Below are 21,553 nucleotides of genomic sequence, written 5' to 3' on the forward strand. Positions count from 1 at the left end.
ACGTCACCATCTTGAATAAAACCGCTTGCAACGCGATGTAGGCAGGGCTGCCCGCCACTAGCCTGGAGACCATGCGTGACCCAATCGACGACAAAACGCCAGACGGATGCCACCGCGGAGGACAAGTTCCTCTGGTTGGAGGACCGGACCAGCAAGGAATCGCTCGACTGGGTGCATCGCCAGAACGAGATCACCATGGCCGAACTGCAGGGCGATCCGTCCTACCAGGCGGCGTTCGAGACGGCGCTCGACCTGATGACGGCCGAGGACAACATTGCGGTCGGTGCCGCGCTCAACGGTCAAGTCTATAATTTCTGGCAGGACAAGACCAATGTGCTCGGCCTCTGGCGCCGCACGACGGTTGCTTCCTACAAGACCGAGAAGCCTGTGTGGGAGACGATCATCGACTTCGACGTGCTGTCGGCCAAGGAGGGGGTGAAGTGGGTGTTCAGCGGCGCCAGCCGCCTTTACCCCGATTTCAACCTTTGCCTGGTGGCGATGTCGCCGGATGGCGGCGATGCCAGCGAGATGCGCGAATTCGACATCGAGACCAAATCCTTCATCGAGGGCGGCTTCCGCGCTCCCGCTTCGAAATCCGGCTTTTCCTGGCTGGACAAGGACACGGTCATTGTCTCGGCTGCCTTCGATGAAGACGACAAGACCCAGTCCGGTTATCCGCGCGTCGTCAAGCTGTGGAAGCGCGGCACCCGGTTGGAGGAGGCGACGCCGATCTTCGAGGCCGAGAAGCAGGATCTCGCGGCCGGCGCGGGGGTCGAGCATGATGGCGACAGGCAGTATTTGTTTCTGGCCCGCACGATCGCCTTCTTCTCCTCGCACAGTTTTCTGCGCCTGCCGTCGGGCGAAAACCGCCGCATCCCGTTGCCGGACGATGTCACCGACAGCACCCTGTTCAAGGGTCGGTTTGTGTTCGGCGTGCGCAGCCCGTGGACGGCGCCGGATGGCACCGAATGCCTGCCGGACGGCCTCTATTCCCTGGATTTCGAACGCTGGATCGACACCGGCGAACTGGGTCCTGTCGAAACCATGCTTCAGCCGGCGCATCGCGTGTCGATCGCCGGCATTGCCCGCACGCAGGACCGGCTGTTCATCAACCTGATGGACAATGTGCGCGGCAAGGTCATCGTCGCCCAGCGCAGCGGCGACCGCTGGTCGCTGAAGCCGGTGGCGCTGCCCGAGAACGGCAATGTCGGCATCGCGCATGCCGAGCATTTCGGTTCCAGCGTCTCCTTCTCCTTCACCGATTTCCTGACGCCGAGTTCGATCATCTGGTCGGACGATGACGGGGTGACGCTGGCCACCGTGAAATCGCAGCCGGCGCGGTTCGACGCCGCGCCGCTGGTCTCCGAACAGTTCGAGGCGCGCTCGAAGGACGGCACCATGATCCCGTATTTCGTCGTCAGGCGGCGCGACCAGAAGGGTCCGGTACCGACGCTTCTCTATGGTTATGGCGGCTTCGAAATACCGCTGCTGCCCGGCTATGCCGGCGTGCGCGGCAGGCTGTGGCTGGAGAAGGGCAATGCCTATGTGCAGGCCTGCATTCGCGGCGGCGGTGAGTTTGGGCCGGCCTGGCATCAGGCGGCGCTGAAGGGCAATCGCCAGACTGCCTTCGACGATTTCGCCGCGGTGGCGCAGGACGTCGTCAGGCGCGGCATAGCCACGGCTGCTTCCCTCGGCATCCAGGGCGGCTCGAATGGCGGCCTGCTTACCGGCGTTTCCCTGACGCAGCATCCCGAACTGTTCGGCGCCGTCATCATCGAGGTGCCGCTGCTCGACATGCTGCGCTACACCGAACTGCCGCCAGGCGCCTCGTGGATCGGCGAATATGGCGATCCGGCAAAACCGGAAGAAGCCAAGTGGCTCGCCGCCTATTCGCCGTACCATCATGTCTCGGCCGATGCCGTCTATCCCCCGGTGCTGCTCACGACATCGACCGCCGACGACCGCGTCCATCCCGGCCACGCCCGCAAGATGGCGGCGAAGCTGCAGGAAGCAGGTCACGGCAAGACGTTGTTCTTCGAGGAGACGGAAGGCGGCCATGGCGGTCGCGGCGACCGCCGGCCGCAAGCGGCGCAAACCGCCATGAAATACGTGTTCCTGCAAAGGGTATTGAGCGGCACCGCTTGAATTCCGGGCCTCGGGCGGCATAGACTGCCGCCATGGTCTACATGAGCACATCCGGCGCCTTCGGGGTCGCGGTGACACCGTCGCCGCGCACGCTGCGCGCCGAACTGCTCAGGCTGTGCGCCCGCATCGGCTATTCGCCGCCCGCCGTCCTCTGACGAAGTCGCCCCGGCAGCTTGCCGGTTTGATTCCAGAGGAAAGAGCAAACCCATGACTTACCAGAACTATTCGCTGAAGCAGCTTCAGCAGATTGACGCCGCGCATCATCTGCATCCCTTCACCGACCACAAGGAATTGCGCGAGACCGGCTCGCGCATCATCACCCACGCCAACGGCCCGTTCATCTACGATGCCGACGGCACCGAAATACTCGACGGCATGGCCGGGCTGTGGTGCGTCAATGTCGGCTATGGCCGCGACGAGCTGGCCGACGCCGCTTACGCGCAGATGAAGGAATTGCCCTACTACAATTCCTTCTTCAAATGCTCGACGCCGACGCCCGTGCTGCTGTCGAAGAAGCTGGCCGAGCTGGCGCCCAAGGGCATCGCCCAGGTGTTTTACGGCTCCTCCGGCTCGGAGGCCAACGACACGGCGCTGCGGCTCGTGCGCCACTATTGGGTGCTGGAAGGCAAACCGGAGAAGAACCGCATCATCTCGCGCAAGATGGGCTATCACGGCTCGACCGTCGCCGGCACGTCGCTCGGCGGCATGGATTTGATGCACAAGCAGCTCGGCGGGGCGGTTCCCAACATCGTCCATGTGATGATGCCCTATGCCTATGAGTTGGCGCTGCCTGGCGAAAGCGACCATGATTTCGGCCTGCGCGCGGCCAAGGCGGTCGAGGATGCCATTCTGGAGGCCGGCGCCGACAAGGTCGCCGCCTTCATCGGCGAGCCGGTGATGGGAGCGGGCGGGGTGAAAATACCGCCGATGAGCTATTGGCCGGAAGTGCAGCGCATCTGCCGCAAATACGATGTGCTTTTGATGCTGGACGAGGTCATCACCGGCTATGGCCGCACCGGCGAATGGTTTGCGGCGCAGACCTTCGGCATCGAGCCGGACACCATCACCACGGCCAAGGCACTGACCTCGGGCTATCAGCCGCTGTCGGCGCTGCTGGTCGGCGACCGTATCGCGGCGACGCTGGTCGAAAAGGGCGGTGAATTCTACCACGGCTATACCTATTCGGGTCACCCGGTGGCCTGCGCGGTGGCGCTGAAGAATCTCGAGATCATGGAGCGAGAAGGCCTAGTCGACAGGGTCAGGAACGACACCGGACCTTACTTCGCCCAGGCGCTGCAGGAGCGCATTGCCGGCCACGAACTGGTCGGCGAGGTGCGATCGATCGGGCTGATGGGCGCGATCGAGATCGTCAAGGACAAGGCGACCAAGGAGCGCTTCCTGCCGGCGGGCAGTGCCGCCGTCACCATTCGCGACCACGCCATCGCCCAAGGCCTGATGCTGCGCGCCACCGGCGACACGATGATCCTGTCGCCGCCGCTGATCTGGACCCGCGCGACGATCGACATGGCTTGCGATCGCATCGCCAAAGCGCTGGATCTGGCGCAAGCGGATTTGCGCAAGAAGTAGATGAAACGAGCGCCGGGCGCCTTGCAAACAGGGCGCCCGGACTGTGCGCCTGCTTATCGTCAGGGTCGACGGGGTCAGCGCACCGATCGTGCTGGTCAATGAAGACCATGAGGCAATTCCGAACGCTGCAATCGGAATAATAATTCAGACCGAGCAGTATAGTACTGCAAAACGCAAAAACCGCGTTCCATGGGAACGCGGCTTTGCCAGATACGCACGGCATTTCGCCAACAATACACTTGCGAAACTTACGGGCTCCGGTACGCGAGACCTTATCCGGGGCGCCGGGCGGATGCGATATGTCCGCCTCGCCATCCGTTATATAGGCACATCGTTACCGCCGGGTTATCGAGAGCTTAAGCAAATCTAAATTTGCAATTTTTCCGCGCAATAAAAATCGAGAAAAGCGCTGCCAAATTCGAAACTTATAGAGAACTGCCGCGAAGGAAATTTATGATGCCGGAAAAATCCGATCCGCCATTTCCCTGGGCGTTGAACAGCGCATAAAGCTGGGCTGCTTCGGCCCCCATTGGCGTCACCGCGCCGGCGCTTTGGGCCGCCTCCTGCGCCAGCTTCAGGTCCTTCAGCATGAGTGCCGCGGCAAAGCCCGGTTTGTAGTCGCGGTTGGCGGGTGAGGCCGGCACGGGACCCGGCACCGGGCAATAGGTGGTCAGCGACCAGCACTGGCCCGACGAGGTCGAGGCAACGTCGAACAGGGCCTGATGCGAGAGGCCGAGCTTTTCGGCCAGCACGAAGGCCTCTGCGACGCCGATCATCGAAATGCCGAGCATCATGTTGTTGCAGATTTTGGCTGCCTGACCGGCGCCGTCGTCGCCGCAATGGACGATGCGGCCGGCCATCGGCTTCAGGACCGGTTCGGCCTTAGCGAAGGCATCCTTGGCGCCGCCGGCCATGAAGGTTAGCGTTCCCGCAGCAGCACCGCCGGTGCCGCCGGAGACGGGGGCGTCGATGGAATGCAGCCCGTGCTCCCTTGCTACGGCATGCGCCTTGCGGGCCGACTCGACATCGATGGTCGAGGAATCAATGAACAGGGCGCCTGGTTTGGCCTTGGGTGCGATGTCCTCGTAGACCGAGAGCACGTGCTTGCCGGCGGGAAGCATGGTGATCACGACATCGGCGTCTTTCACCGCCGCCACGGCATTCGCCATGGCCGTCACGCCATGTTCCCTGGCGACGGCGAGGTTCTCCGGCATGAGGTCGAAACCGTTCACGGCATGCCCCGCCTTGACGAGATTGGCAGCCATGGGGTTGCCCATATTCCCCAAGCCGATGAAGGCGACAGTGGTCATAGCGGTGCTCCATGATGAGTAGGCAGTAGGCAGTAGGCAGTAGGCAGTAGGCAGTAGGCAGTAGGCAGTAGGCAGTAGGCAGTAGGCAGTAGGGCGACCTATTCGGGTGCGAGTTTGAGAATAAGTTGGCGAAGCATTTTCCGATGGCCTCGGCCGCCAGAAGCAGGTGCTCAGCTTGCCCATGCGTGGCAACGCCAATGCGTTGAGCGACTTGGAGGTGTGTCTCGAACTCCTTAAGCGAGCCTTGGGCTATCCTGAGAAATTGCTGATAGGAGCCTCGGTTGTCTCGGCCATAGCCTTCCGCGATGTTTGCAGGGATAGAGGTTGCTGAACGGCGGATTTGGCTGGTCAGCCCATATAATTCCTCTTTGGGCCATGTCTTGGTCAATGAGTAGGTGCTGACAGCCAGATCCATCGCCTGCTGCCATACGATAAGATCCTTGTACGAGTTGATCTTGCCGGTCATCCTTTGCCTACTGCCTACTGCCTACTGCCTACTGCCTACTGCATACTGCCTACTGCCGTCCGATCAACGCCCGCGCGATGATGACGCGCATGATCTCGTTGGTGCCTTCGAGGATCTGGTGAACGCGCAGGTCGCGCACCAGTTTTTCGATACCGTAATCATGAAGATAGCCATAACCGCCATGCAGCTGCAGCGCCTCGTTCGCGACGTTGAAGCCGATGTCGGTGACGAAGCGCTTGGCCATGGCCGACCATTTGCCGGCATCCGGCCCCTTGCGGTCGAGTTTCGAGGCGGCGGCGTAGAGAAAGATCCGCGCTGCCTGCAATTCGGTCTCCATGTCGGCCAACCTGAACTGCAGCGCCTGGAACTGGTTGATCTTCGAGCCGAAAGCCTTGCGCTCGGCGGTATAGGACAGCGCCTTGTCGAGTGCAGATTGCGCGCCGCCGAGCGAACAGGCGGCGATGTTGAGGCGGCCGCCATCGAGCCCGGCCATTGCGATGCCGAAACCGGCGCCTTCGCCCGACAGCAGATTCTCTGCAGGCACCTTGCAGTCCTCGAAGATAACTTGGCGGGTCGACTGCATGTGCCAGCCCATCTTGTGCTCGTTGGCGCCGAAGGACAGGCCGGGCGCATCCTTTGATACAACGAAGGTGGAAATGCCTTTCGGCCCGTCGGCGCCGGTGCGCGCCATGACGACATAGAGGTCGCTGTCGCCGGCCCCGGAGATGAACTGCTTGGCGCCGTTAAGCACATAGTCGTCGCCGCTCTTCACCGCGCGCGTCTTCAGCGCCGCGGCATCCGAGCCTGAGCCCGGCTCGGTCAGGCAGTAGCTCGCCAGCCATTCCATCGAGGTCAGCTTCGGCAGGAAGCGTTGGCGCTGCTCGTCGTCGCCGAAGCGGTCGATCATCGACGCCGCCATATTGTGGATCGAGATGAAGGAGGAAAACGCCGGATCGGCGTGCGACAGTGCCTCGAAGATCAGCACAGCGTCGAGCCGGCCGAGCGCCGAGCCGCCGACATCGTCCCTGACATAGATGCCGCCAAGGCCAAGCGGGCCGGTCTCGCGGATTACATCGGCGGGAAAGTGTCTTGCCCGGTCCCAGTCGAGCGCATTGGGCGCAACGCGATCGGCGGCGAAGGCCTGTGCCATCTCCTGGATGGCGCGCTGTTCCTCGTTGAGCTCGAACTGGCTGGTGCTCGCATCGACCGCGGCGTCCATGGCGTGCTCCCTGTGTTCCCCATTGGGGGTTGGCTTGCTGGCCTGTTGTTTTTGGCTTTGCGCGCCGCCCAATCTAGACCAATGATGCCGCCGCGCAACCCGGCTCGCCGCGCAGCCGCTGTGCATGAATGGATCAACGGAGCATTGCGTGCCGACACATTTCGACGAATTGCTCGACCGCTTCCATGACTATCTCCGAGGCGTGGACAACGCGCTGGTGCGGGACGCCGTGACCCGGATCGGCTGGAATATGACGGCGCGCGTGCTCGAAGCGCATCCGCTGCCGTGCCTCGGTCTGCTCGACCGCATTGTCGAACTGGCGCCGCCGGACCCGCAGCCTGTGGTGCAACTGCTGGCGGAGCTTCGTGACGATCTGTGCTGGGGGCAGACCTACAACGCGAGCGATTTTGGTGAAGCGTTCTTGCAGAAATACGGCTGGCTGGAGGTGTTTGGCACGCGCGGCCATTTCGCCAATGAAGAGGTCGCGGCCGGATTGCTGATCCTGGGGCCTGGCATCACCTATCCCGACCATCATCACATTGCCGAGGAGATCTACATTCCGCTGACCGGCGGCACCGAATGGCGCATGGGCGAGGGCGGCTTTCATGTTCGCCAGGCGGGCGAAATTATCCATCACGCCTCCAATGTCAGCCATGCCATGCGCACCGGCAGCGAGCCGCTGCTGGCGCTTTACATCTGGCGCGGCGGGCCGCTGTCGCAGAAATCGACCGTTTCCGGCGCGCAGGGCAGGGGCTGAGCATGGCCAAGGCGATCATGCTGCAAGGCACGGGCTCGGATGTCGGCAAGACCGTGTTGGTGGCGGGTCTCTGCCGCGCGGCCAGGAATCGCGGGCTGAAAGTCAGGCCGTTCAAGCCGCAGAACATGTCGAACAATGCCGCCGTCGCCGACATTCCCGGCGACAACCGCGCCGGCGGCGGCGAGATTGGCCGTGGGCAATGGCTGCAAGCGCTGGCGTGTGGTGTTCAGCCGACCGTGCATATGAATCCGGTGCTGCTCAAACCCCAGAGCGACATCGGTTCGCAGGTGATCGTGCAAGGCAAGGTGTTCGGCGAGGCGCGAGCGCGCGACTACCAGACAATGAAAGCGGGGCTGATGGACGCCTTGCTGGAGTCCTGGACGAAGGTCGGTGAGGGCGCCGATCTGGTCATCGTCGAGGGCGCCGGATCGCCGGCCGAAATCAACCTGCGCAGCCGCGACATCGCCAATATGGGCTTTGCCACGCGCGCCGACGTGCCGGTCATCTTGGTCGGCGACATCGACCGCGGTGGCGTCATCGCTTCGGTCGCCGGCACGCATCTGATCCTGCCGGAGGAAGACAGGCGCATGATCGTCGGCTACCTCATCAACAAGTTCCGCGGCGATGTCTCGCTGTTCGACGACGGCATCCGGTCGATCGAAAGCTTCACCGGCTGGCGCTGCTTTGGCGTCGTGCCGTGGCTGAAGGCGGCGGCGCGATTGCCGTCCGAGGATTCGGTCGTGCTCGAACGCGTGACGTCGGGCGAGAAGCGGGCGTTGAAGGTCGCGGTGCCGATGCTGTCGCGCATCGCCAATTTCGACGACCTCGACCCGCTCAAGGCCGAGCCGCAGGTCGAAGTGGTGTTCGTGCCGCCGGGGCAGCGCTTGCCGGAGGATGCCGGCCTGGTGGTCATTCCCGGTTCCAAATCGACGATCGGCGATCTCATGAAGTTCCGCGAGAATGGCTGGGATCGCGATCTCCTCGCCCACCGCAAACGCGGCGGCCATATCGTCGGCATTTGCGGCGGTTTCCAGATGCTCGGCCGCCTGGTGCGCGATCCCGATGGCATCGAGGGCAGCGTCACCGAGGCGGAAGGTCTTGGTCTGCTCGACATCGAGACGGTGATGGAACCGGAAAAGACGGTGCGCAATGTCAGCGCGCGCTCGGTGCCGTTCGGCCTGGCGCTCGAGGGCTACGAAATCCATCTCGGCCGCACCACCGGGCCGGACATGGCGCGGCCGTCGGCTGTGATCAACGGCATCGACGACGGTGCCATTTCCGCCGATGGCAAGGTTTTTGGCAGCTATCTGCACGGCCTGTTTTCCGCCGACGCTTTCCGGGCGAGATTCCTGGAAAGCCTCGGCGTGAAAGGCGGCGGCGTCGACTATCGGGCGGAGGTGGAAAACGCTCTGGACGAGATCGCAGCCGAACTGGAGCGCCATCTCGATTGCGATGCGATTTTTGGGTTAGCGAGGTAGGGCCGTCCACCGTTTCGTCATCCTCGGGTCTGCGCGTCCGCTTTGCTTCATGGTCAACCTCCGCGCGGAAGAGCCTAACAGACCATGCATCCAAAGCAAAAGCGCCCGGCTTTTGACCGGGCGCTTCGAATTGCAGAGGTCGCGGGTGCCTAGGCGCCGCGCATCAGGCAGGCGGCGGCAAGCACGATGTATGCGATGAGGACAATCCACACCGCAGCCAGAGGAATGAACGCAAGAACGCCAAGCGCGGCGAGCACGCCGATGATGGCGATGACAAGGGATATGATGAAAACAAGCTGAGTGGGTGCACTAAGATTCATGTGTGGTCCCTCCAACATGATTCGTACAACGGCACTCTATCAGGCGTGAGGCTTATACACCAATCAGCTGGCGCAATGGGTTTGCCGGGTCGGCCAGCAGCTTCACCGCCAGCGCCAGGCAGATGATCACCAGCAGCGGCTTGATCAGCCGGGCGCCGATGCGGATGGCAAGGCTGGCGCCGGCCGGGCGCCGAGGAACTGGGCGACGCCCATCATCAGCCCGATCTTCCAGTAGACGACGCCGGCGACGGCAAAGACGATGAAGCCGCCAATGTTGGAGGCGAAATTGAGCAGCTTGGTGTGTGCCGTGGCCTTGAGCACGCCGAAGCCGGCGAGGCTGACGAAGGCCAGCATGTAGAAGGAGCCGGCTCCCGGCCCGAACAGCCCGTCATAGAAGCCGACCAAAGGGGCGATGACCAGCCCGAACAGGAAGGGCGACAGGCGCTCGGCGCGGTCGACATCGTTCATGTTGGGTTTCACGGCGAAGTAGATCGCGATGGCGATTAAAAGCAGCGGCAGCAGCGCCCGCAGGAGATCACCCGGCACGAATGCCGCCAGCAAGGCGCCGACGGCACTGCCGGCAAGGGCCAGAAGCGCCGATGGCAGCTGTCGGCGCAGATCGACATGGCCATTCATGGCGTAGTGGATGGTCGCCGAAGCGGTGCCGAAAATGCCCTGCAGCTTGTTGGTTCCAAGTGCTGCGACCGGCGGGAAGCCGGCAAGCAGCAGGGCCGGGATGGTGATCAGCCCGCCGCCGCCGGCTATCGAATCGACAAAGCCGGCTGCAAAGGCGGCGAAGGCAAGCATGATGACGGTCTGGGTAGCGAGGTCGAGCATCGGGATTTTCTGAACATTCCGGCGGGAAAGGTGGTGCCGCGCCTTCTCATGGCCATCCGGTTTGCGCAAGGCCGATTCCGCGCTACGTCCATCCAAGCGCGTTGCGCTTGGATTTCCTGTGGTGCATGTCATTATCTCAGTACCGCTGCGCAGTTTTGGGTCATGTGCGCTGGGCGGACGCGGAAAAGGGGACACTGTTGGCGATGGCATTGCTCGACCAGATACGCTCGATCTTCGATGGTGACCCCGGCGTGCGCAAGGTTGCCGACGACCCGGTGCTGTCGGCGGAACTCTTGATGCTGTTTCGCATGATCCTGGCCGACGGCTCGGTTTCGGAGAGCGAAATGGTCGCCTTCCGGCGTATCTGCAAGGACGCCTTCGGCATCCCGGAAACCAGCATCGACGCGGTCATCGAATATCTCAATGACTTCGGCTACGAGACCAACGGTTCGCAAGCCATTGCGCTGTTCCGCGATCTCGATGTCGAACGGCGCAAGTTGCTGGCGCTCCACATGGCGGAGATCGCCAAAGCCGATTCCAAACTGGCAGAGAGCGAGGTGCGGCTGTTGCGCCGCACGCTCGATTTGCTCGACATAAGCCCGGTCGATGTGGTGAAGCCGGAGGAGTGAGGCAGACCAGGGGCAACGGCCGCCCAGCCGGGTCCCCGCTGCTTCGCAGCGTCCCAGCGTTCGTGACCTTTCATCGTGCCACTGGCACGATGAATTCGCTGCGCGAACCGGTCACTCACCCCTGTTCCTGCATACGGTGAGCGATCGCCCGATGCAGATCGGGCGCAGCCGCGACCAGCGCCCTGGCCGCCTCCGACTGCGGATGATCGAGCACGTCACCGGTCTTGCCGCGCTCGACGATCCTGCCGTCATGCATGACCAGCACCTCATCGGTGATGGAGCGGGCGACGGTCAAATCGTGAGTGATGAAGAGATAGGCGATGCCGAGCTTCTGGTTGAGCTCTGCGAACAGATCGAGGATCTGGGCGCGGATCGAGACGTCGAGCGCCGAGACCGGCTCGTCGGCGACGACCAGCTTCGGCCTGGTGATAATGGCGCGGGCGATCGACAGGCGCTGGCGCTGGCCGCCGGAAAACTCATGCGGATATTTGTCCATGTCGCTGACGCCGAGGCCGACCTCGTGCAGCGCATGCGCCACCATCTCGCGCCGCTCGGCCGGTGTCGGCTTCTTTTCCAGTATATGCAGCGGCTCGGCGACCAGTTTCTCGACCTTCTGGCGCGGGTCGAAAGAGCCGTAGGGATCCTGGAACACCACCTGCATGTCGCGCCGCGCGGCTTTGAGCTCCGCTTCGCTTTTGCCGGTGATGGTCTCGCCGCGAAAGCGGATCGTGCCCGATGTCGATTTGTCGAGCGCCAGGATCATGCGGGCAAGCGTTGACTTGCCGCAGCCGGAGCGGCCGACCAGCGCCACCGATTGGCCCGGCGCCAGCGACAAGGAGACGTCGTCGACAGCGCGGATCGGGGGAGCGGGTTTGAACAGGGATGTACGCCGCCCGGGATAGTCGCGGGTCACGCCTTCGACCTCAAGCAGCGGCTTGGCCGATCCGGTGGCGTGAACTTTGGCGCGCGCGGGCACGTGCATCGAGGCCAGCGCCAGCTGGCGCGTGTAGGGATGCAGCTGTTCAGACAGCGTGCGTGCGGTGTCGCCGGCTTCCATCACTTCGCCATGGCGCAGAATGGTGATGCGGTCGGCCATCTCGGTGACGACCGCGAGATCGTGCGAGATCAGAAGCAGGCCCATGCGGTTTTCGCTGACAAAGCCGCGCAAGAGGTCGAGGATCTGCGCCTGCAGCACCACGTCGAGCGCCGTGGTCGGCTCGTCGGCGATGAGCAGCTTGGGTTTCAATGCGCAGGCAATGGCGATGACGACGCGCTGGCGCTGGCCGCCCGACAGTTCGTGCGGATAGCGCGACAGCGGGAATTTGGCCTCCGGCAGGCCAACGCGGTCGAGCATTTTGCGCGCGCGGTCTTCGGCGTCGGCACGGCTTGCCCTAGTGTGCCAGCGTATGCCTTCGGCGACTTGCTCGCCGATGGTCTTGACGGGGTTGAGCGCCGTCATCGGCTCCTGGAACACCATGCCGATGTCGTCCCCACGCAGCGCGCACATCTGGTCCTCGGTTGCGGCCAGAATATCGATGCCGTCGAAGGTCACGCGGCCGGTGGCGCGCGCCGCATGCGGCAGAAGCTGCATGATCGTCAGCGCCGTCATCGATTTGCCGGAACCGGATTCACCGACCAGGCCCATCACCTCGCCGGGCGCGACGGAGAGCTCGACCCCTTTCAGGATCGGCGCGTCGCCGATCGCCAGCGACAGGTTCTCGATCTGCAGCAGGCTCATCGCTGCCGCCGCGATTTCGGGTCGAGTATGTCGGCGATGCCGTCGCCGAGCAGATTGAGCCCAAGCACGGTGACGACAATGGCCATGCCGGGGAAGATCGCCATCCACGGCGCCACCACCATGCGCGTCTGGGCGTCGAACAGCATGCGGCCCCAGCTCGGCATTGGCGGCTGGGCGCCGAGGCCGACATAGGAGAGACCGGCTTCGGCCAAAATGCCGAGCGCGAACTGGATGGTGCCTTGCACCAGAAGCAGCGTGGCGATGTTGGGCAGCACGTGCTCGATTGTAATCTGCGTCTTGCTCTTGCCGGCGGCGCGCGCGGCGAGGATGAACTCGCGTGGCCAGATCGCCAGCGCGCCGGCGCGGGCGACGCGCGCAAACACCGGGATGTTGAAGATGCCTATCGCGATGATGGCGTTGATGGCGCCCGGTCCGAAGATGGCGGTGATCATGATCGCCGACAAAAGCGCCGGAAAGGCGAAGACAAGGTCGTTCAGCCGCATCAGCGCCTCGTCGACGAACCCGCCGCGCGCCGCGGCGAAGGCGCCGAGCGGCACGCCGACGCCCATGCCGATGCCGACCGCGACCAGCGCCACGGCGATCGAGTTGCGGGCGCCGACCATGATCATCGACAGGATGTCGCGGCCGAAATGATCGGTGCCGAACCAGTGCGCCGCAGAGGGCGCGAGCGTCTTGTCCGAGATCACCAGTTTGGTCACGTCGTAGGGCGTCCAGACGTAGGAGATGACCGCTATTGCAGCCACCAGCACCGTGATGGCGAAGCCGATGAGGAAGGAGCGGTTGCGGAAGGCCTTGGCCAGAATGCTGCCCAACGTCTCCTGCGGGATGTCGATGTGCAGCGTCATTGCCGGCCTCGAAGGCGCGGATCGACGATGGCGTAGGAGACGTCGACAACGAGGTTAACGGCAATGACGGCGACGACCAGCAGCATGACGATGCTTTCCACCACGATCAGGTCGCGCTGAGTGATCGCCTGGAACACCAGCCGTCCGAGGCCGGGGAGATAAAAGACGTTCTCGATGATGATGGTGCCGGCGAGCAGGAAGGCGAATTGCAGGCCCAGAATGGTCAGAACCGGGATCATCGCGTTGCGCAGCGCGTGCCGCCATAGTACGGCACGATAGGGCAGGCCCTTGGCGCGGGCGGTGCGGATATAATCCTCGTTCAGCACCTCGAGCAGCGCGGAGCGGGCAACGCGCGCCAGGATCGCCGCCTGCGGCAGCGCAAGTGCTACGGCCGGCAGCAGCAGCGATTTCAGCGCCGGCCAGACACCGGCGCTCCAGCCGGGAAAGCCGCCGGCCGGCACCAGCCGCAGCCAGACGGCAAAGAGGTAGATCAACATCAGCGCGAACCAGAAGTTCGGGATGGCAACGCCAAGCTGGGCGGCGCCCATGGCGATCGTATCGCCGGCCCGGCCGCGCCGGCTGGCGGAAAAGAGCCCGACGGGAATGGCGATGACGGTCGAGAGCGCCAGCGCGATCAGCGCCAGCGGCAGGGAAACCGCCATGCGTTCGCGGACAAGGTCGATGACCGGCACCGAATAAGTGTAGGAGCGGCCGAAATCGAGGCTGAGCAGACCGCCGACCCAGTGGAGGTAGCGCAGGAAAAGCGGCGCGTTGAGGCCCATCTGGTTGCGCAGGAGTTCGACCTGCTCGGCGCTGGCGTTGAGGCCAAGCATCAGCCGCGCCGGATCGCCGGGCAGGATTTCGAGCACGGCGAAGACGACCATCGAGGCCAGGATCAAGGTGGCGATGGCAATGGCGAGGCGTTGGAGGAGGTAGGCGGTCATGGTGGAGGGAATGGTGCGTTGCCAAGTGCGATGACTGAGCAAAGGCAGCGTTCTGTCACACCCCCCTCTGTCCTGCCGGACCCGGCCCTTCGCTGTCGCTTCGGGCGTTCGTTGTTCGGAAAGCCAAGCAGTTGGCTTTCCGTCCGCTGCGCGGACCACTCCTCACCCCCCGCAAGGGGGGAGATCAGCAGTTTCCGTGTCGTCGACCAGCGTTCAACGTTCGCGATAGGCGAAAGCGGAGATGAGAGCCCAATCTCCCCCCTTGCGGGGGAGATGCCCGGCAGGGCAGAGGGGGGTGTGACGGAGCGCAAACGCCGCCCTTTGGCCCGCCGCCTCAATCCGCCCACTTCACCTTGGTCAGGTCATTCGCCTGGATCGGCGCGTTTTCCCACAGGCCCTGCAGCTTGGCGTCCCAGACGCCGACCTTCGGCAGTTCATAGAGGAACCCCACCACGGCGTCGTCGGCCAGGATCTTCTGGGCCTCGCCGAGCAGCGTGTTGCGCTTGGCGTCGTCGGAGGTGAGGTTCAGCTCGGCGATGATCTTGTCGAAGGCCGGATTGTCGTAGTTGAAGTAATAATCCTTGCGCGAGTAGATATCGATGTCGTTGGGCTCGGTGTGGGAGACGATGGTCAGGTCGTAATCCTTCTTGGTGAACACCTGGTCCAGCCACTGCGCCCATTCGACCGGAATGATTTCGAGGTCGATGCCGACGTCGCGCAGCTGCGAGGCGATGATCTCGCCGCCAAGCCGTGCGTAGGAAGGCGGCGGCAGTTTCAGCGTCGCCTTGATGCCGTTTTCAAGGCCGGCCTGCTTCAGCAACTCCTTGGCCTTGTCGACATTGTGCGGGTAGAGGCCGGTGAGGTCGACATAGGCCTTGCTGGCGGGCGACATGTGCGAGCCGATCGGCACGCCGAGGCCGGCCGAGGCGCCGTCGATGATCGCCTTGCGGTCGAGCGCGAAGGCAATCGCCTGCCGCACCTCGAGCTTGTCGAAAGGCGGCTTCTTGTTGTTGATCGCCAGAATGGTCTCACCCTCGGTCGAGCCGATCACCACCTTGAAGCGCGGATCGTCCTTGACCTGCGCGACGCTGTCGGGATCGAAGAAAGGGAAAGCCTGGATGTCGCCGGAGAGCAGCGCCGGCACGGCGGCAGCAGCGTCGGGAACGATGCGGAACTCGGCCTTGTCGAGGGATACCGGGGCGCCCCAGTAAGTGTCCGATTTCACCAGCGTGATCGACGAGCCCTTGGCCCAGCTCTGGAATTTGAACGGGCCGGTGCCGATGGGCTTTTCCTTGTTGGTGTCTGCGCTCTCGGGCGCCACGATCACCGCGTCGCCCCAGCCCATATTGTAGAGGAACGACCCCTGCGGGTTCTTCAGCGTCACCTTGACCGTCGTCGGATCGACGACTTCGACCGTATCGATGGCGGCGAACAGGGCCTTTTGCGCGTTTACGGAATTGTCGGCGCGGGCGCGGTCGAGCGAGAACTTCACGTCGCCGGCGTCGAAATCGCTGCCGTCATGGAATTTGACGCCGGTGCGCAGCTTGAAGGTGTAGACCTTTCCATCGTCGGAAATGGCCCAGCTCTCGGCGAGGTCGGGCAGCACTTCGCCATTCGGGCCGATGCGGGTCAGGCCCTCGAAGACGTTGGCGTAGAGCACTTCGTCGATCGCCGCGGCAGCACCGGCGGTCGGATCGAGATGCGGCGGCTCGAGCGGAATGCCGATCACCAGGTCGGTGCGTGCGGCAAATGCCTGACTGCCGGCCAGTGCCAGCACCGTGGCGGCAAGAATGGTTTTCCACAATTTCATCGTGCAACTCCCAAATGCTCGAACCCTGGTGCGATAGAAGCGTGATTTCGAGGTGGAGTAAATTGCGTTTCGTGCTCTGCAGCGGCGCGGGGAGGAATGTTTTTTCAGCGAAGTCGATGGTTCAGTCCGCGGCCGTGCCCCTAAGCAGCACATTCAGCCCGATCGCCATCACCTTGGCCGACTCCACCATATCAGAGATGCCGACCCATTCGTCGGGCCGGTGGGCGAGGTCCAAAATGCCCGGGCCATAGGCGATGCAATCATAGATGTGGCCGACGCGGGCGATGTGCTTCTGGTCGTAAGTGCCTGGTGAAATGACATATTCCGGCTCGCGGTCGAAGATCGCCATGATGCCTTGCGCCACCGCCTTGACCACCGGCGCATCGCGCTCGGTCATCAGCGGCAGCACCTCCATCAGGTCGCGAATCTCGTAGTCGAACTTTTTGCGCTCGCGCTTCAGCCGGTCGAGGATATCGGTCACCTCGCTCTTGACCGTGGCAAGGTCCTCCTCGAGCAGGAAGCGGCGATCGATGGTCAGCCGGCAGGCGTCGGGCACGTTGGGTGAGGGCAGGCCGGGGCGGAAATCCTCAGTCTGGCCGCCATGGATCGAGTTGATGTTCATGGTCGAGCGCTTTGCGCCTTCGGGCACGACAGGCATGCGCGTCACCTTGCGGTCGAGCGCCGGAAACAGTTCATCCTCGAAGGCCTGCAGCACGGCGCCCATGTGGCGCACGGCATTGTCGCCGAGGAACGGCATCGAGCCATGCGCGATCTCGCCCTTGGTCTCGATCTCCGCCCACCAGACGCCCCGATGGCCAAGACAGATGCGGTCCTTGTTCAGCGGCTCGGGGATGATGACGTGGTCGACCTTGGGTTTCGAGAAATAGCCAAGCTTCGCCAGATGGGCGACGCCGCCGAAGCCGCCGGACTCTTCATCGACGGTGCCGGAGATTTCGATGGCGCCAGGAAAGTCGGGGAATACCTCCATGAAGGCTTCCGCCGCGATGATCGAGGCGGCCATGCCCCCTTTCATGTCGCAGGCGCCGCGCCCGTAGACCTTGCCGTCCTTCACCACGCCGGCAAAGGGATCGACGCTCCAGCCCTCGCCGGCTTCGACCACATCGATGTGCGAGTTGAAATGGACGCAGGCCCCAGGCGAGCGGCCGTCGAAGCGGGCGACGACATTGACGCGGGGATAGCGGTCGGTATCGCCGGGCGTGCCTTCGGCGCGGATGAATTCGGTTTCGAAGCCAAGCCTGCCTAGGCGCGCACCTATATATTCGACGCAGGGGCGATAGGCTTCGCCAGGCGGGTTGATGGTCGGGAAGCGGATCAGGTCGGCGGTCAGTGCGACCAAGTCATCAACACGAGCGTCTATCGCTTTGAAGAGTCGTTCGTTCATTCCCGGATTTGAGCAGGCAAGGGGGTGGTTTTGCAAGCATCGCGCCACTGGCGCCGAAACTTTGTGTCGCAGCGGCAACTATGGCGGGAAAATCGTTCAAATTCGCTGCTTTAGATTGGCGAATTTATCAACGACTGTGTGTTAGATCACTCACCTGTCGTTAAGAAGATGAAAAACACCGTGATGACAGAGCAGGCAAGGGGCATCAAAGGGGTTTGATCTCATGACTAAAATTGTTCTCATGGCAGCTGCTTTTGCTGCGATGCTGTTCGGCACGTCCATCGAAAGCAGGGCTGCCTCGCTGGTGGCTAGCATCGACGTCTCGTCGCAGACCATGACCGTCAGCCAATACGGCCAGGTGCTTTATCGCTGGAGCGTGTCGACCGCCCGCAGTGGCTATTTCACGCCGCGTGGCACCTATCGGCCGCAACGCACGGCGCGGATGTGGTATTCGAAGAAATACCACATGTCGCCAATGCCTTACTCGGTGTTCTTCCATGGCGGCTACGCCATCCACGGCACCGGCGCGGTCAGGCAGCTAGGGCGTCCGGCATCGCATGGCTGCGTGCGGCTGCACACCGCCAATGCCGCGATGTTCTATGCGATGGTGCGCGAAGTCGGCTTCGGCAATACGCGGATCGTTGTGACGAACTGAGGCTTTCGACGACTTAAGATTGACGCTGCCCCTGGCTGGTGGCGTTGGCCTGTCCGCGCCGGCGGCGACGCCGGCCTGAGATTTCCCACCTTTTGTGGAACCACATCCACTGTCCCGGATCCTCGCGCACCCAGCGCTCGACCACGTTGGCGAGCAGTTGGGTGGTGGCCGCGACATCGACGCTGCCGCTTTCATTGCGCGGCAAGGTCAGCTTGTCCTCGATCTCGAGGCGGAAGCGGTTGCCAGGCAGCCGCACACATCGCGCCGGATAGACGTCGCAATCATAGTGACGGGCGAGCATGCCCAGAACCGGATTGCTCTGGCATGGGCGGTTAAAGAAGATTGTCTCCAGTCCGCTGGAGAATTTCTGGTCGACCAGCACGCCGATATTGCCGCCTTTCTCCAGAATCGACGCCAGCGCGAAGGAGGCGCCGGTCGAAGACGGCAGCAAGGCGCCCATGCTCGAACGCCGCGTCGAATGGATATAATCGGCGAGGTAAGGATTGTTCGGCGGACGAAACAGCGCCGTGATCTTCATGCCGAACGTCGCGGCCGCGACCGGCAGCAGTTCGAAATTGCCGAGATGGCCGGTGAACAGGATATGCGGTTTGTCCTCGCCAGCTATCTGATGGAAATGATCGGCGCCGCCGACTTCGACGCGGCCGGGCCTCGCTGCATTCGGATCATAATCGAAGAGCGCGTCAAGAAAGATGTATTCGGCGGCGAGCCGGGCCATGTTGCCCCACATGTCGGAGGCGATGGCCTCGATCTCGACATCGCTCTTTTCGGGATAGGCAAGGCGCAGATTGTTGATGGCGACACGGTGGCGCCCGACCCGCGGACCGATGCGCCGGGCCGCCCGGTCGGCGAAATTGAGCGCCCTGTCCGCGGGCAAGAGGCGCAGCAGCGATATGATCGTCATCGCCACGCGCGCCACCAGCCAGTGCTCCATCTGGCGCAGTCTTCGGCCATAGCGGAACATGAAGTCCCGGCGGGCTTTCTTGAACACCGAGCCGGCCATAGCCTAGGAAACGCGCAGGATGATCTTGCCGAACACGTCGCGGCCTTCCATGCGCTTCAGCGCGGCGTCGATGCCGTCGAAGCCGACCTCGGTGTCGATGACAGGTGCTACCTGTCCCGCCGCCATCTTCTGCATGGCGTTGGCCATGTTCTCCATGCGGCAGCCGAAGGACCCGAGCAGCTTCAGCTGCTGCTGGAACAGCTGCATCAGATTGATCTGGGTCGACACGCCCGAGGTCGAGCCGCAGGTAACGAGGCGGCCGCCGCGCTTGAGGCACAGCATCGAGGCGGCAAAGGTGTCGGCGCCGACATGTTCGAAGACAACGTCGACGCCCTTCTTCCTGGTGAGCTTGCGCACGACCCCTTCGAAACGGTCGTCGCGGTAGTTGATGACATGGTCGGCGCCGAGCGCCTTGGCCTTGTCGATCTTGTCGTTGGAACCGACCGTGGTGATGATGGTGCAACCCATGCGCTTGGCCAGCTGGATCGCCGCCGAGCCGATGCCGGAGCCGCCGGCATGGATGAGGATGGTTTCGCCGGGCTGCAGCTTGGCATTGTCGAACAGCATGTGCTCGACGGTGCCGAAGGTGACAGGGGCGACGGCAGCGCCGACATCGGTCACGCCTGGAGGGGCCGGGACCAGCAGGCGCGCCGGCAGGTTGATCTTCTCCTGCGCAAAGCCGTCGAGATGGAAGCCGTGGACGCCCGAGACATGTTCGCAGAGATTGTCACGGCCTTCGCGGCAGGCGCGGCAAAGGCCGCAGGTGCGCGCGCCGTAGATCGACACCAATTGTCCGGGCAGCAGGCTGGAGACGCCGGGGCCGACAGCTTCGACCTCGCCGGAGGCTTCGGCGCCGACGACCAGCGGCAGCTTACGCTTGGCGAAGGCCATGCCACGCCAGCCCCAGACGTCGATATGGTTCAGCGCCACCGCCTTGATGCGCAGCGTGACTTCGCCCAATGTGGGGGGCGGCGGGGGCGGCAGGTCCACCGTTTCAAGACGGCGGTCCTCGATAAGTTGCAGTGCGCGCATGGAGCCTGTCAGTTCAGTCTGGCTGAAAAAGGTCGCTTAGACCGGTTCCCGCGCCATGACAAGGCAAGTGTTCTGGCCGCCGAAGCCGAACGAGTTCGACAGCACGGTGCCGACTTCGGCATTGCGCTTCTTGTTGGGCACCACGTCGAGCACGATCGCCGGGTCGGGATTGTCGTAGTTGATGGTCGGCGGAATGACGCTTTCGCGCATGGTCATCAGCGAAAACGCCGCTTCGACAGCACCCGCCGCCGACAGCGTGTGGCCGATCATCGACTTGTTGGACGAGACCGGCATCGAGCCGATGCGATCGCCGAACACGGTCGACAGCGACAGATGCTCCATCTTGTCGTTTTCCGGCGTCGAGGTGCCGTGAGCGTTGACGTAGTCGATCTCGTCCTTGCTCAAGCCGGCATCGGCAAGAGCGGCGCGCACTGCTGCGATCGCCGGGGAACCGTCGGGCTTGGAACGGGTGCGATGGAAATCGTCGGCCTTTTCACCGCAGCCGCGCAGGATGCCGAGAACGCTTGCGCCCCGTGCAAGGGCCGCCTCAAGCGATTCCAGCACCAGAGCGCCGGAGCCTTCGGCCAGCACAAAGCCGTCGCGGTCCTTGGAGAAGGGTTTTGACGCCTTTTCCGGGATGTCATTGTGGGTCGACAGCGCCGAGAGCAACGAAAAGCGGATCAGCGCCTCGGCGGTTGCCGAACCGTCGGCGCCGATGGACAGCGCCCGGTCGCATTCGCCGCGGCGGATCGCCTCGACCCCGAGCTGGATGGCGGTGGCGCCCGAAGCGCAGGCCGTCGACAGCGTGATCGGCAGGCCGCGCGTGCCAAAGCGGTCGGCCAGCCGGTCGGCGATCGCGCCGAACTGCGTGCTTGCGAACGTATCTGTTTCCTTCAGCCCGCGCGCCACCCTGAGCAGCCTTTCGGCGCCGGCGCCTTTGCCGTCGGAATTGTAGAGCGCGAAGCGGTCGTGCCAGTCGAGTTCGACCGGCGGCGAGGCGAGGAAGAGCGGGCCACCGAAATCAGAGGAATCGAGGCCGGATTCGGCCACCGCCTCATTCGCGGCGGTTTCGGCCAGTTCGTAGGTCAGCAGGCTGGCGCCTTTCGAGCTTGAGTCGAGGAAATCGACCATACCGGAGATGCGGGTGTTGAGGTGGTCGACGGGAAAGCGGGTGATCGGGTGGATGCCCGATTTGCCGGAGGTCAGTGCCGCCCAATTGTCTGCCTTGCCGATGCCGAGCGAGGTTACCACGCCGATGCCGGTGACGGCGACGATCGGCCTGCCCATGTGATCTCTGAGATTGGCCATCCGGAACCTCTTAACTTTGCAGCATGATC

At 63.4% G+C, this 21,553-nt stretch carries 18 protein-coding genes and 2 pseudogenes; 7 read left to right on the plus strand and 13 right to left on the minus strand.

The annotated features are described in order from the left end of the window. Positions 1 to 75 precede the first annotated feature (75 nt). The 3 genes from NKI35_RS14435 to NKI35_RS14445 are packed head-to-tail and all read left to right on the plus strand — an operon-like array spanning position 76 to position 3,732. Positions 76 to 2,145, plus strand: coding sequence for a prolyl oligopeptidase family serine peptidase (locus tag NKI35_RS14435; RefSeq protein WP_352740535.1), 2,070 nt, complete (start codon positions 76 to 78; stop codon positions 2,143 to 2,145). Positions 2,146 to 2,177: 32 nt separating this feature from the next. Further along, the gene (locus NKI35_RS14440) at positions 2,178 to 2,300 is read left to right on the plus strand and encodes a hypothetical protein (RefSeq protein ID WP_023670422.1); all 123 of its coding nucleotides are present in this window, start codon (positions 2,178 to 2,180) and stop codon (positions 2,298 to 2,300) included. Between the two features lie 52 nt (positions 2,301 to 2,352). Continuing rightward, positions 2,353 to 3,732 (plus strand): aspartate aminotransferase family protein, encoded by a 1,380-nt coding sequence (locus tag NKI35_RS14445; RefSeq protein WP_352740537.1) that lies wholly within the window; start codon positions 2,353 to 2,355, stop codon positions 3,730 to 3,732. Between the two features lie 425 nt (positions 3,733 to 4,157). Here NKI35_RS14445 and mmsB read toward each other — a convergent pair whose 3' ends face one another. The 3 genes and pseudogenes from mmsB to NKI35_RS14460 all read right to left on the minus strand — a co-directional run bounded on the left by mmsB (position 4,158) and on the right by NKI35_RS14460 (position 6,727). Beyond that, the gene (mmsB, locus tag NKI35_RS14450) at positions 4,158 to 5,042 is read right to left on the minus strand and encodes a 3-hydroxyisobutyrate dehydrogenase (RefSeq protein WP_352740539.1); all 885 of its coding nucleotides are present in this window, start codon (positions 5,040 to 5,042) and stop codon (positions 4,158 to 4,160) included. Positions 5,043 to 5,140: 98 nt separating this feature from the next. Beyond that, a pseudogene (locus tag NKI35_RS14455) lies at positions 5,141 to 5,508 on the minus strand (four helix bundle protein). Positions 5,509 to 5,557: 49 nt separating this feature from the next. Then, the gene (locus NKI35_RS14460; protein ID WP_352740541.1) at positions 5,558 to 6,727 is read right to left on the minus strand and encodes an isobutyryl-CoA dehydrogenase; all 1,170 of its coding nucleotides are present in this window, start codon (positions 6,725 to 6,727) and stop codon (positions 5,558 to 5,560) included. A gap of 148 nt (positions 6,728 to 6,875) precedes the next feature. On the opposite strand from NKI35_RS14460, the gene NKI35_RS14465 reads away from it, so the two are divergent. Further along, a complete protein-coding gene (locus NKI35_RS14465; RefSeq protein ID WP_352740543.1) occupies positions 6,876 to 7,484 on the plus strand; it encodes a dimethylsulfonioproprionate lyase family protein in 609 nt (202 codons plus the stop codon). Positions 7,485 to 7,486: 2 nt separating this feature from the next. Next, positions 7,487 to 8,962 (plus strand): cobyric acid synthase, encoded by a 1,476-nt coding sequence (locus NKI35_RS14470; RefSeq protein ID WP_352740545.1) that lies wholly within the window; start codon positions 7,487 to 7,489, stop codon positions 8,960 to 8,962. 149 nt (positions 8,963 to 9,111) lie between these two features. Here NKI35_RS14470 and NKI35_RS14475 read toward each other — a convergent pair whose 3' ends face one another. Both NKI35_RS14475 and NKI35_RS14480 read right to left on the minus strand, forming a co-directional pair. Then, positions 9,112 to 9,282 carry a hypothetical protein gene (locus tag NKI35_RS14475; RefSeq protein WP_023670429.1) on the minus strand — a complete coding sequence of 57 codons (171 nt, stop codon included), beginning with the start codon at positions 9,280 to 9,282 and terminating at the stop codon, positions 9,112 to 9,114. Positions 9,283 to 9,334: 52 nt separating this feature from the next. After that, positions 9,335 to 10,119, minus strand: a pseudogene (locus NKI35_RS14480) (TSUP family transporter). A gap of 197 nt (positions 10,120 to 10,316) precedes the next feature. Between NKI35_RS14480 and NKI35_RS14485 the strand changes: the two are divergent. After that, positions 10,317 to 10,748: a TerB family tellurite resistance protein gene (locus NKI35_RS14485; protein ID WP_023688142.1), complete on the plus strand. Its 432-nt coding sequence runs from the start codon at positions 10,317 to 10,319 to the stop codon at positions 10,746 to 10,748. A 115-nt stretch (positions 10,749 to 10,863) separates the two neighbouring features. Here NKI35_RS14485 and NKI35_RS14490 read toward each other — a convergent pair whose 3' ends face one another. The 5 genes from NKI35_RS14490 to NKI35_RS14510 all read right to left on the minus strand — a co-directional run bounded on the left by NKI35_RS14490 (position 10,864) and on the right by NKI35_RS14510 (position 17,508). After that, entirely contained in the window at positions 10,864 to 12,486 is a 1,623-nt protein-coding gene (locus tag NKI35_RS14490; protein WP_352740547.1) for an ABC transporter ATP-binding protein, read from the minus strand. Then, positions 12,483 to 13,352, minus strand: a complete 870-nt coding sequence (locus NKI35_RS14495; RefSeq protein ID WP_023700306.1) for an ABC transporter permease — start codon at positions 13,350 to 13,352, stop codon at positions 12,483 to 12,485. The genes NKI35_RS14490 and NKI35_RS14495 overlap by 4 nt, the downstream gene beginning before the upstream one ends. After that, positions 13,349 to 14,296, minus strand: a complete 948-nt coding sequence (locus NKI35_RS14500) for an ABC transporter permease (RefSeq protein WP_352740549.1) — start codon at positions 14,294 to 14,296, stop codon at positions 13,349 to 13,351. Before NKI35_RS14500 ends, NKI35_RS14495 begins: the two co-directional genes overlap by 4 nt. Before the next feature lie 334 nt (positions 14,297 to 14,630). After that, positions 14,631 to 16,106, minus strand: a complete 1,476-nt coding sequence (locus NKI35_RS14505) for an ABC transporter substrate-binding protein (protein WP_023741561.1) — start codon at positions 16,104 to 16,106, stop codon at positions 14,631 to 14,633. Positions 16,107 to 16,227: 121 nt separating this feature from the next. Next, positions 16,228 to 17,508 (minus strand): acetylornithine deacetylase/succinyl-diaminopimelate desuccinylase family protein, encoded by a 1,281-nt coding sequence (locus tag NKI35_RS14510; RefSeq protein ID WP_352740552.1) that lies wholly within the window; start codon positions 17,506 to 17,508, stop codon positions 16,228 to 16,230. Between the two features lie 223 nt (positions 17,509 to 17,731). On the opposite strand from NKI35_RS14510, the gene NKI35_RS14515 reads away from it, so the two are divergent. After that, positions 17,732 to 18,163: a L,D-transpeptidase gene (locus NKI35_RS14515; RefSeq protein WP_023681747.1), complete on the plus strand. Its 432-nt coding sequence runs from the start codon at positions 17,732 to 17,734 to the stop codon at positions 18,161 to 18,163. Between the two features lie 13 nt (positions 18,164 to 18,176). Here NKI35_RS14515 and NKI35_RS14520 read toward each other — a convergent pair whose 3' ends face one another. From NKI35_RS14520 to NKI35_RS14530, 3 genes are read right to left on the minus strand one after another with little or no spacing between them, the layout of a single operon-like run. Then, on the minus strand, positions 18,177 to 19,184 hold the full coding sequence (locus NKI35_RS14520; protein WP_352740554.1) for a lipid A biosynthesis lauroyl acyltransferase: 1,008 nt from the start codon (positions 19,182 to 19,184) through the stop codon (positions 18,177 to 18,179). A gap of 3 nt (positions 19,185 to 19,187) precedes the next feature. After that, positions 19,188 to 20,216: a zinc-binding dehydrogenase gene (locus NKI35_RS14525; RefSeq protein ID WP_023706062.1), complete on the minus strand. Its 1,029-nt coding sequence runs from the start codon at positions 20,214 to 20,216 to the stop codon at positions 19,188 to 19,190. 36 nt (positions 20,217 to 20,252) lie between these two features. Continuing rightward, on the minus strand, positions 20,253 to 21,524 hold the full coding sequence (locus NKI35_RS14530) for a beta-ketoacyl-ACP synthase (protein WP_023706061.1): 1,272 nt from the start codon (positions 21,522 to 21,524) through the stop codon (positions 20,253 to 20,255). Between the last annotated feature and the right edge of the window lie 29 nt (positions 21,525 to 21,553).

The sequence above is a fragment of the Mesorhizobium sp. M0676 genome (genome assembly GCF_040320535.1).
Lineage (GTDB): Bacteria > Pseudomonadota > Alphaproteobacteria > Rhizobiales > Rhizobiaceae > Mesorhizobium.

Excerpts from the sequence above, each read along its gene's own strand:
- NKI35_RS14445 (WP_352740537.1), top strand. The coding sequence starts at position 2,353 with ATGACTTACCAGAACTATTCGCTGAAGCAGCTTCAGCAGATTGACGCC.
- NKI35_RS14515 (WP_023681747.1), top strand. The coding sequence starts at position 17,732 with ATGACTAAAATTGTTCTCATGGCAGCTGCTTTTGCTGCGATGCTGTTC.
- NKI35_RS14475 (WP_023670429.1), bottom strand. The coding sequence starts at position 9,282 with ATGAATCTTAGTGCACCCACTCAGCTTGTTTTCATCATATCCCTTGTC.
- mmsB (WP_352740539.1), bottom strand. The coding sequence starts at position 5,042 with ATGACCACTGTCGCCTTCATCGGCTTGGGGAATATGGGCAACCCCATG.
- NKI35_RS14495 (WP_023700306.1), bottom strand. The coding sequence starts at position 13,352 with ATGACGCTGCACATCGACATCCCGCAGGAGACGTTGGGCAGCATTCTG.
- NKI35_RS14460 (WP_352740541.1), bottom strand. The coding sequence starts at position 6,727 with ATGGACGCCGCGGTCGATGCGAGCACCAGCCAGTTCGAGCTCAACGAG.
- NKI35_RS14500 (WP_352740549.1), bottom strand. The coding sequence starts at position 14,296 with ATGACCGCCTACCTCCTCCAACGCCTCGCCATTGCCATCGCCACCTTG.
- NKI35_RS14470 (WP_352740545.1), top strand. The coding sequence starts at position 7,487 with ATGGCCAAGGCGATCATGCTGCAAGGCACGGGCTCGGATGTCGGCAAG.
- NKI35_RS14530 (WP_023706061.1), bottom strand. The coding sequence starts at position 21,524 with ATGGCCAATCTCAGAGATCACATGGGCAGGCCGATCGTCGCCGTCACC.
- NKI35_RS14520 (WP_352740554.1), bottom strand. The coding sequence starts at position 19,184 with ATGGCCGGCTCGGTGTTCAAGAAAGCCCGCCGGGACTTCATGTTCCGC.
- NKI35_RS14440 (WP_023670422.1), top strand. The coding sequence starts at position 2,178 with ATGGTCTACATGAGCACATCCGGCGCCTTCGGGGTCGCGGTGACACCG.
- NKI35_RS14525 (WP_023706062.1), bottom strand. The coding sequence starts at position 20,216 with ATGCGCGCACTGCAACTTATCGAGGACCGCCGTCTTGAAACGGTGGAC.
- NKI35_RS14490 (WP_352740547.1), bottom strand. The coding sequence starts at position 12,486 with ATGAGCCTGCTGCAGATCGAGAACCTGTCGCTGGCGATCGGCGACGCG.
- NKI35_RS14505 (WP_023741561.1), bottom strand. The coding sequence starts at position 16,106 with ATGAAATTGTGGAAAACCATTCTTGCCGCCACGGTGCTGGCACTGGCC.
- NKI35_RS14510 (WP_352740552.1), bottom strand. The coding sequence starts at position 17,508 with ATGAACGAACGACTCTTCAAAGCGATAGACGCTCGTGTTGATGACTTG.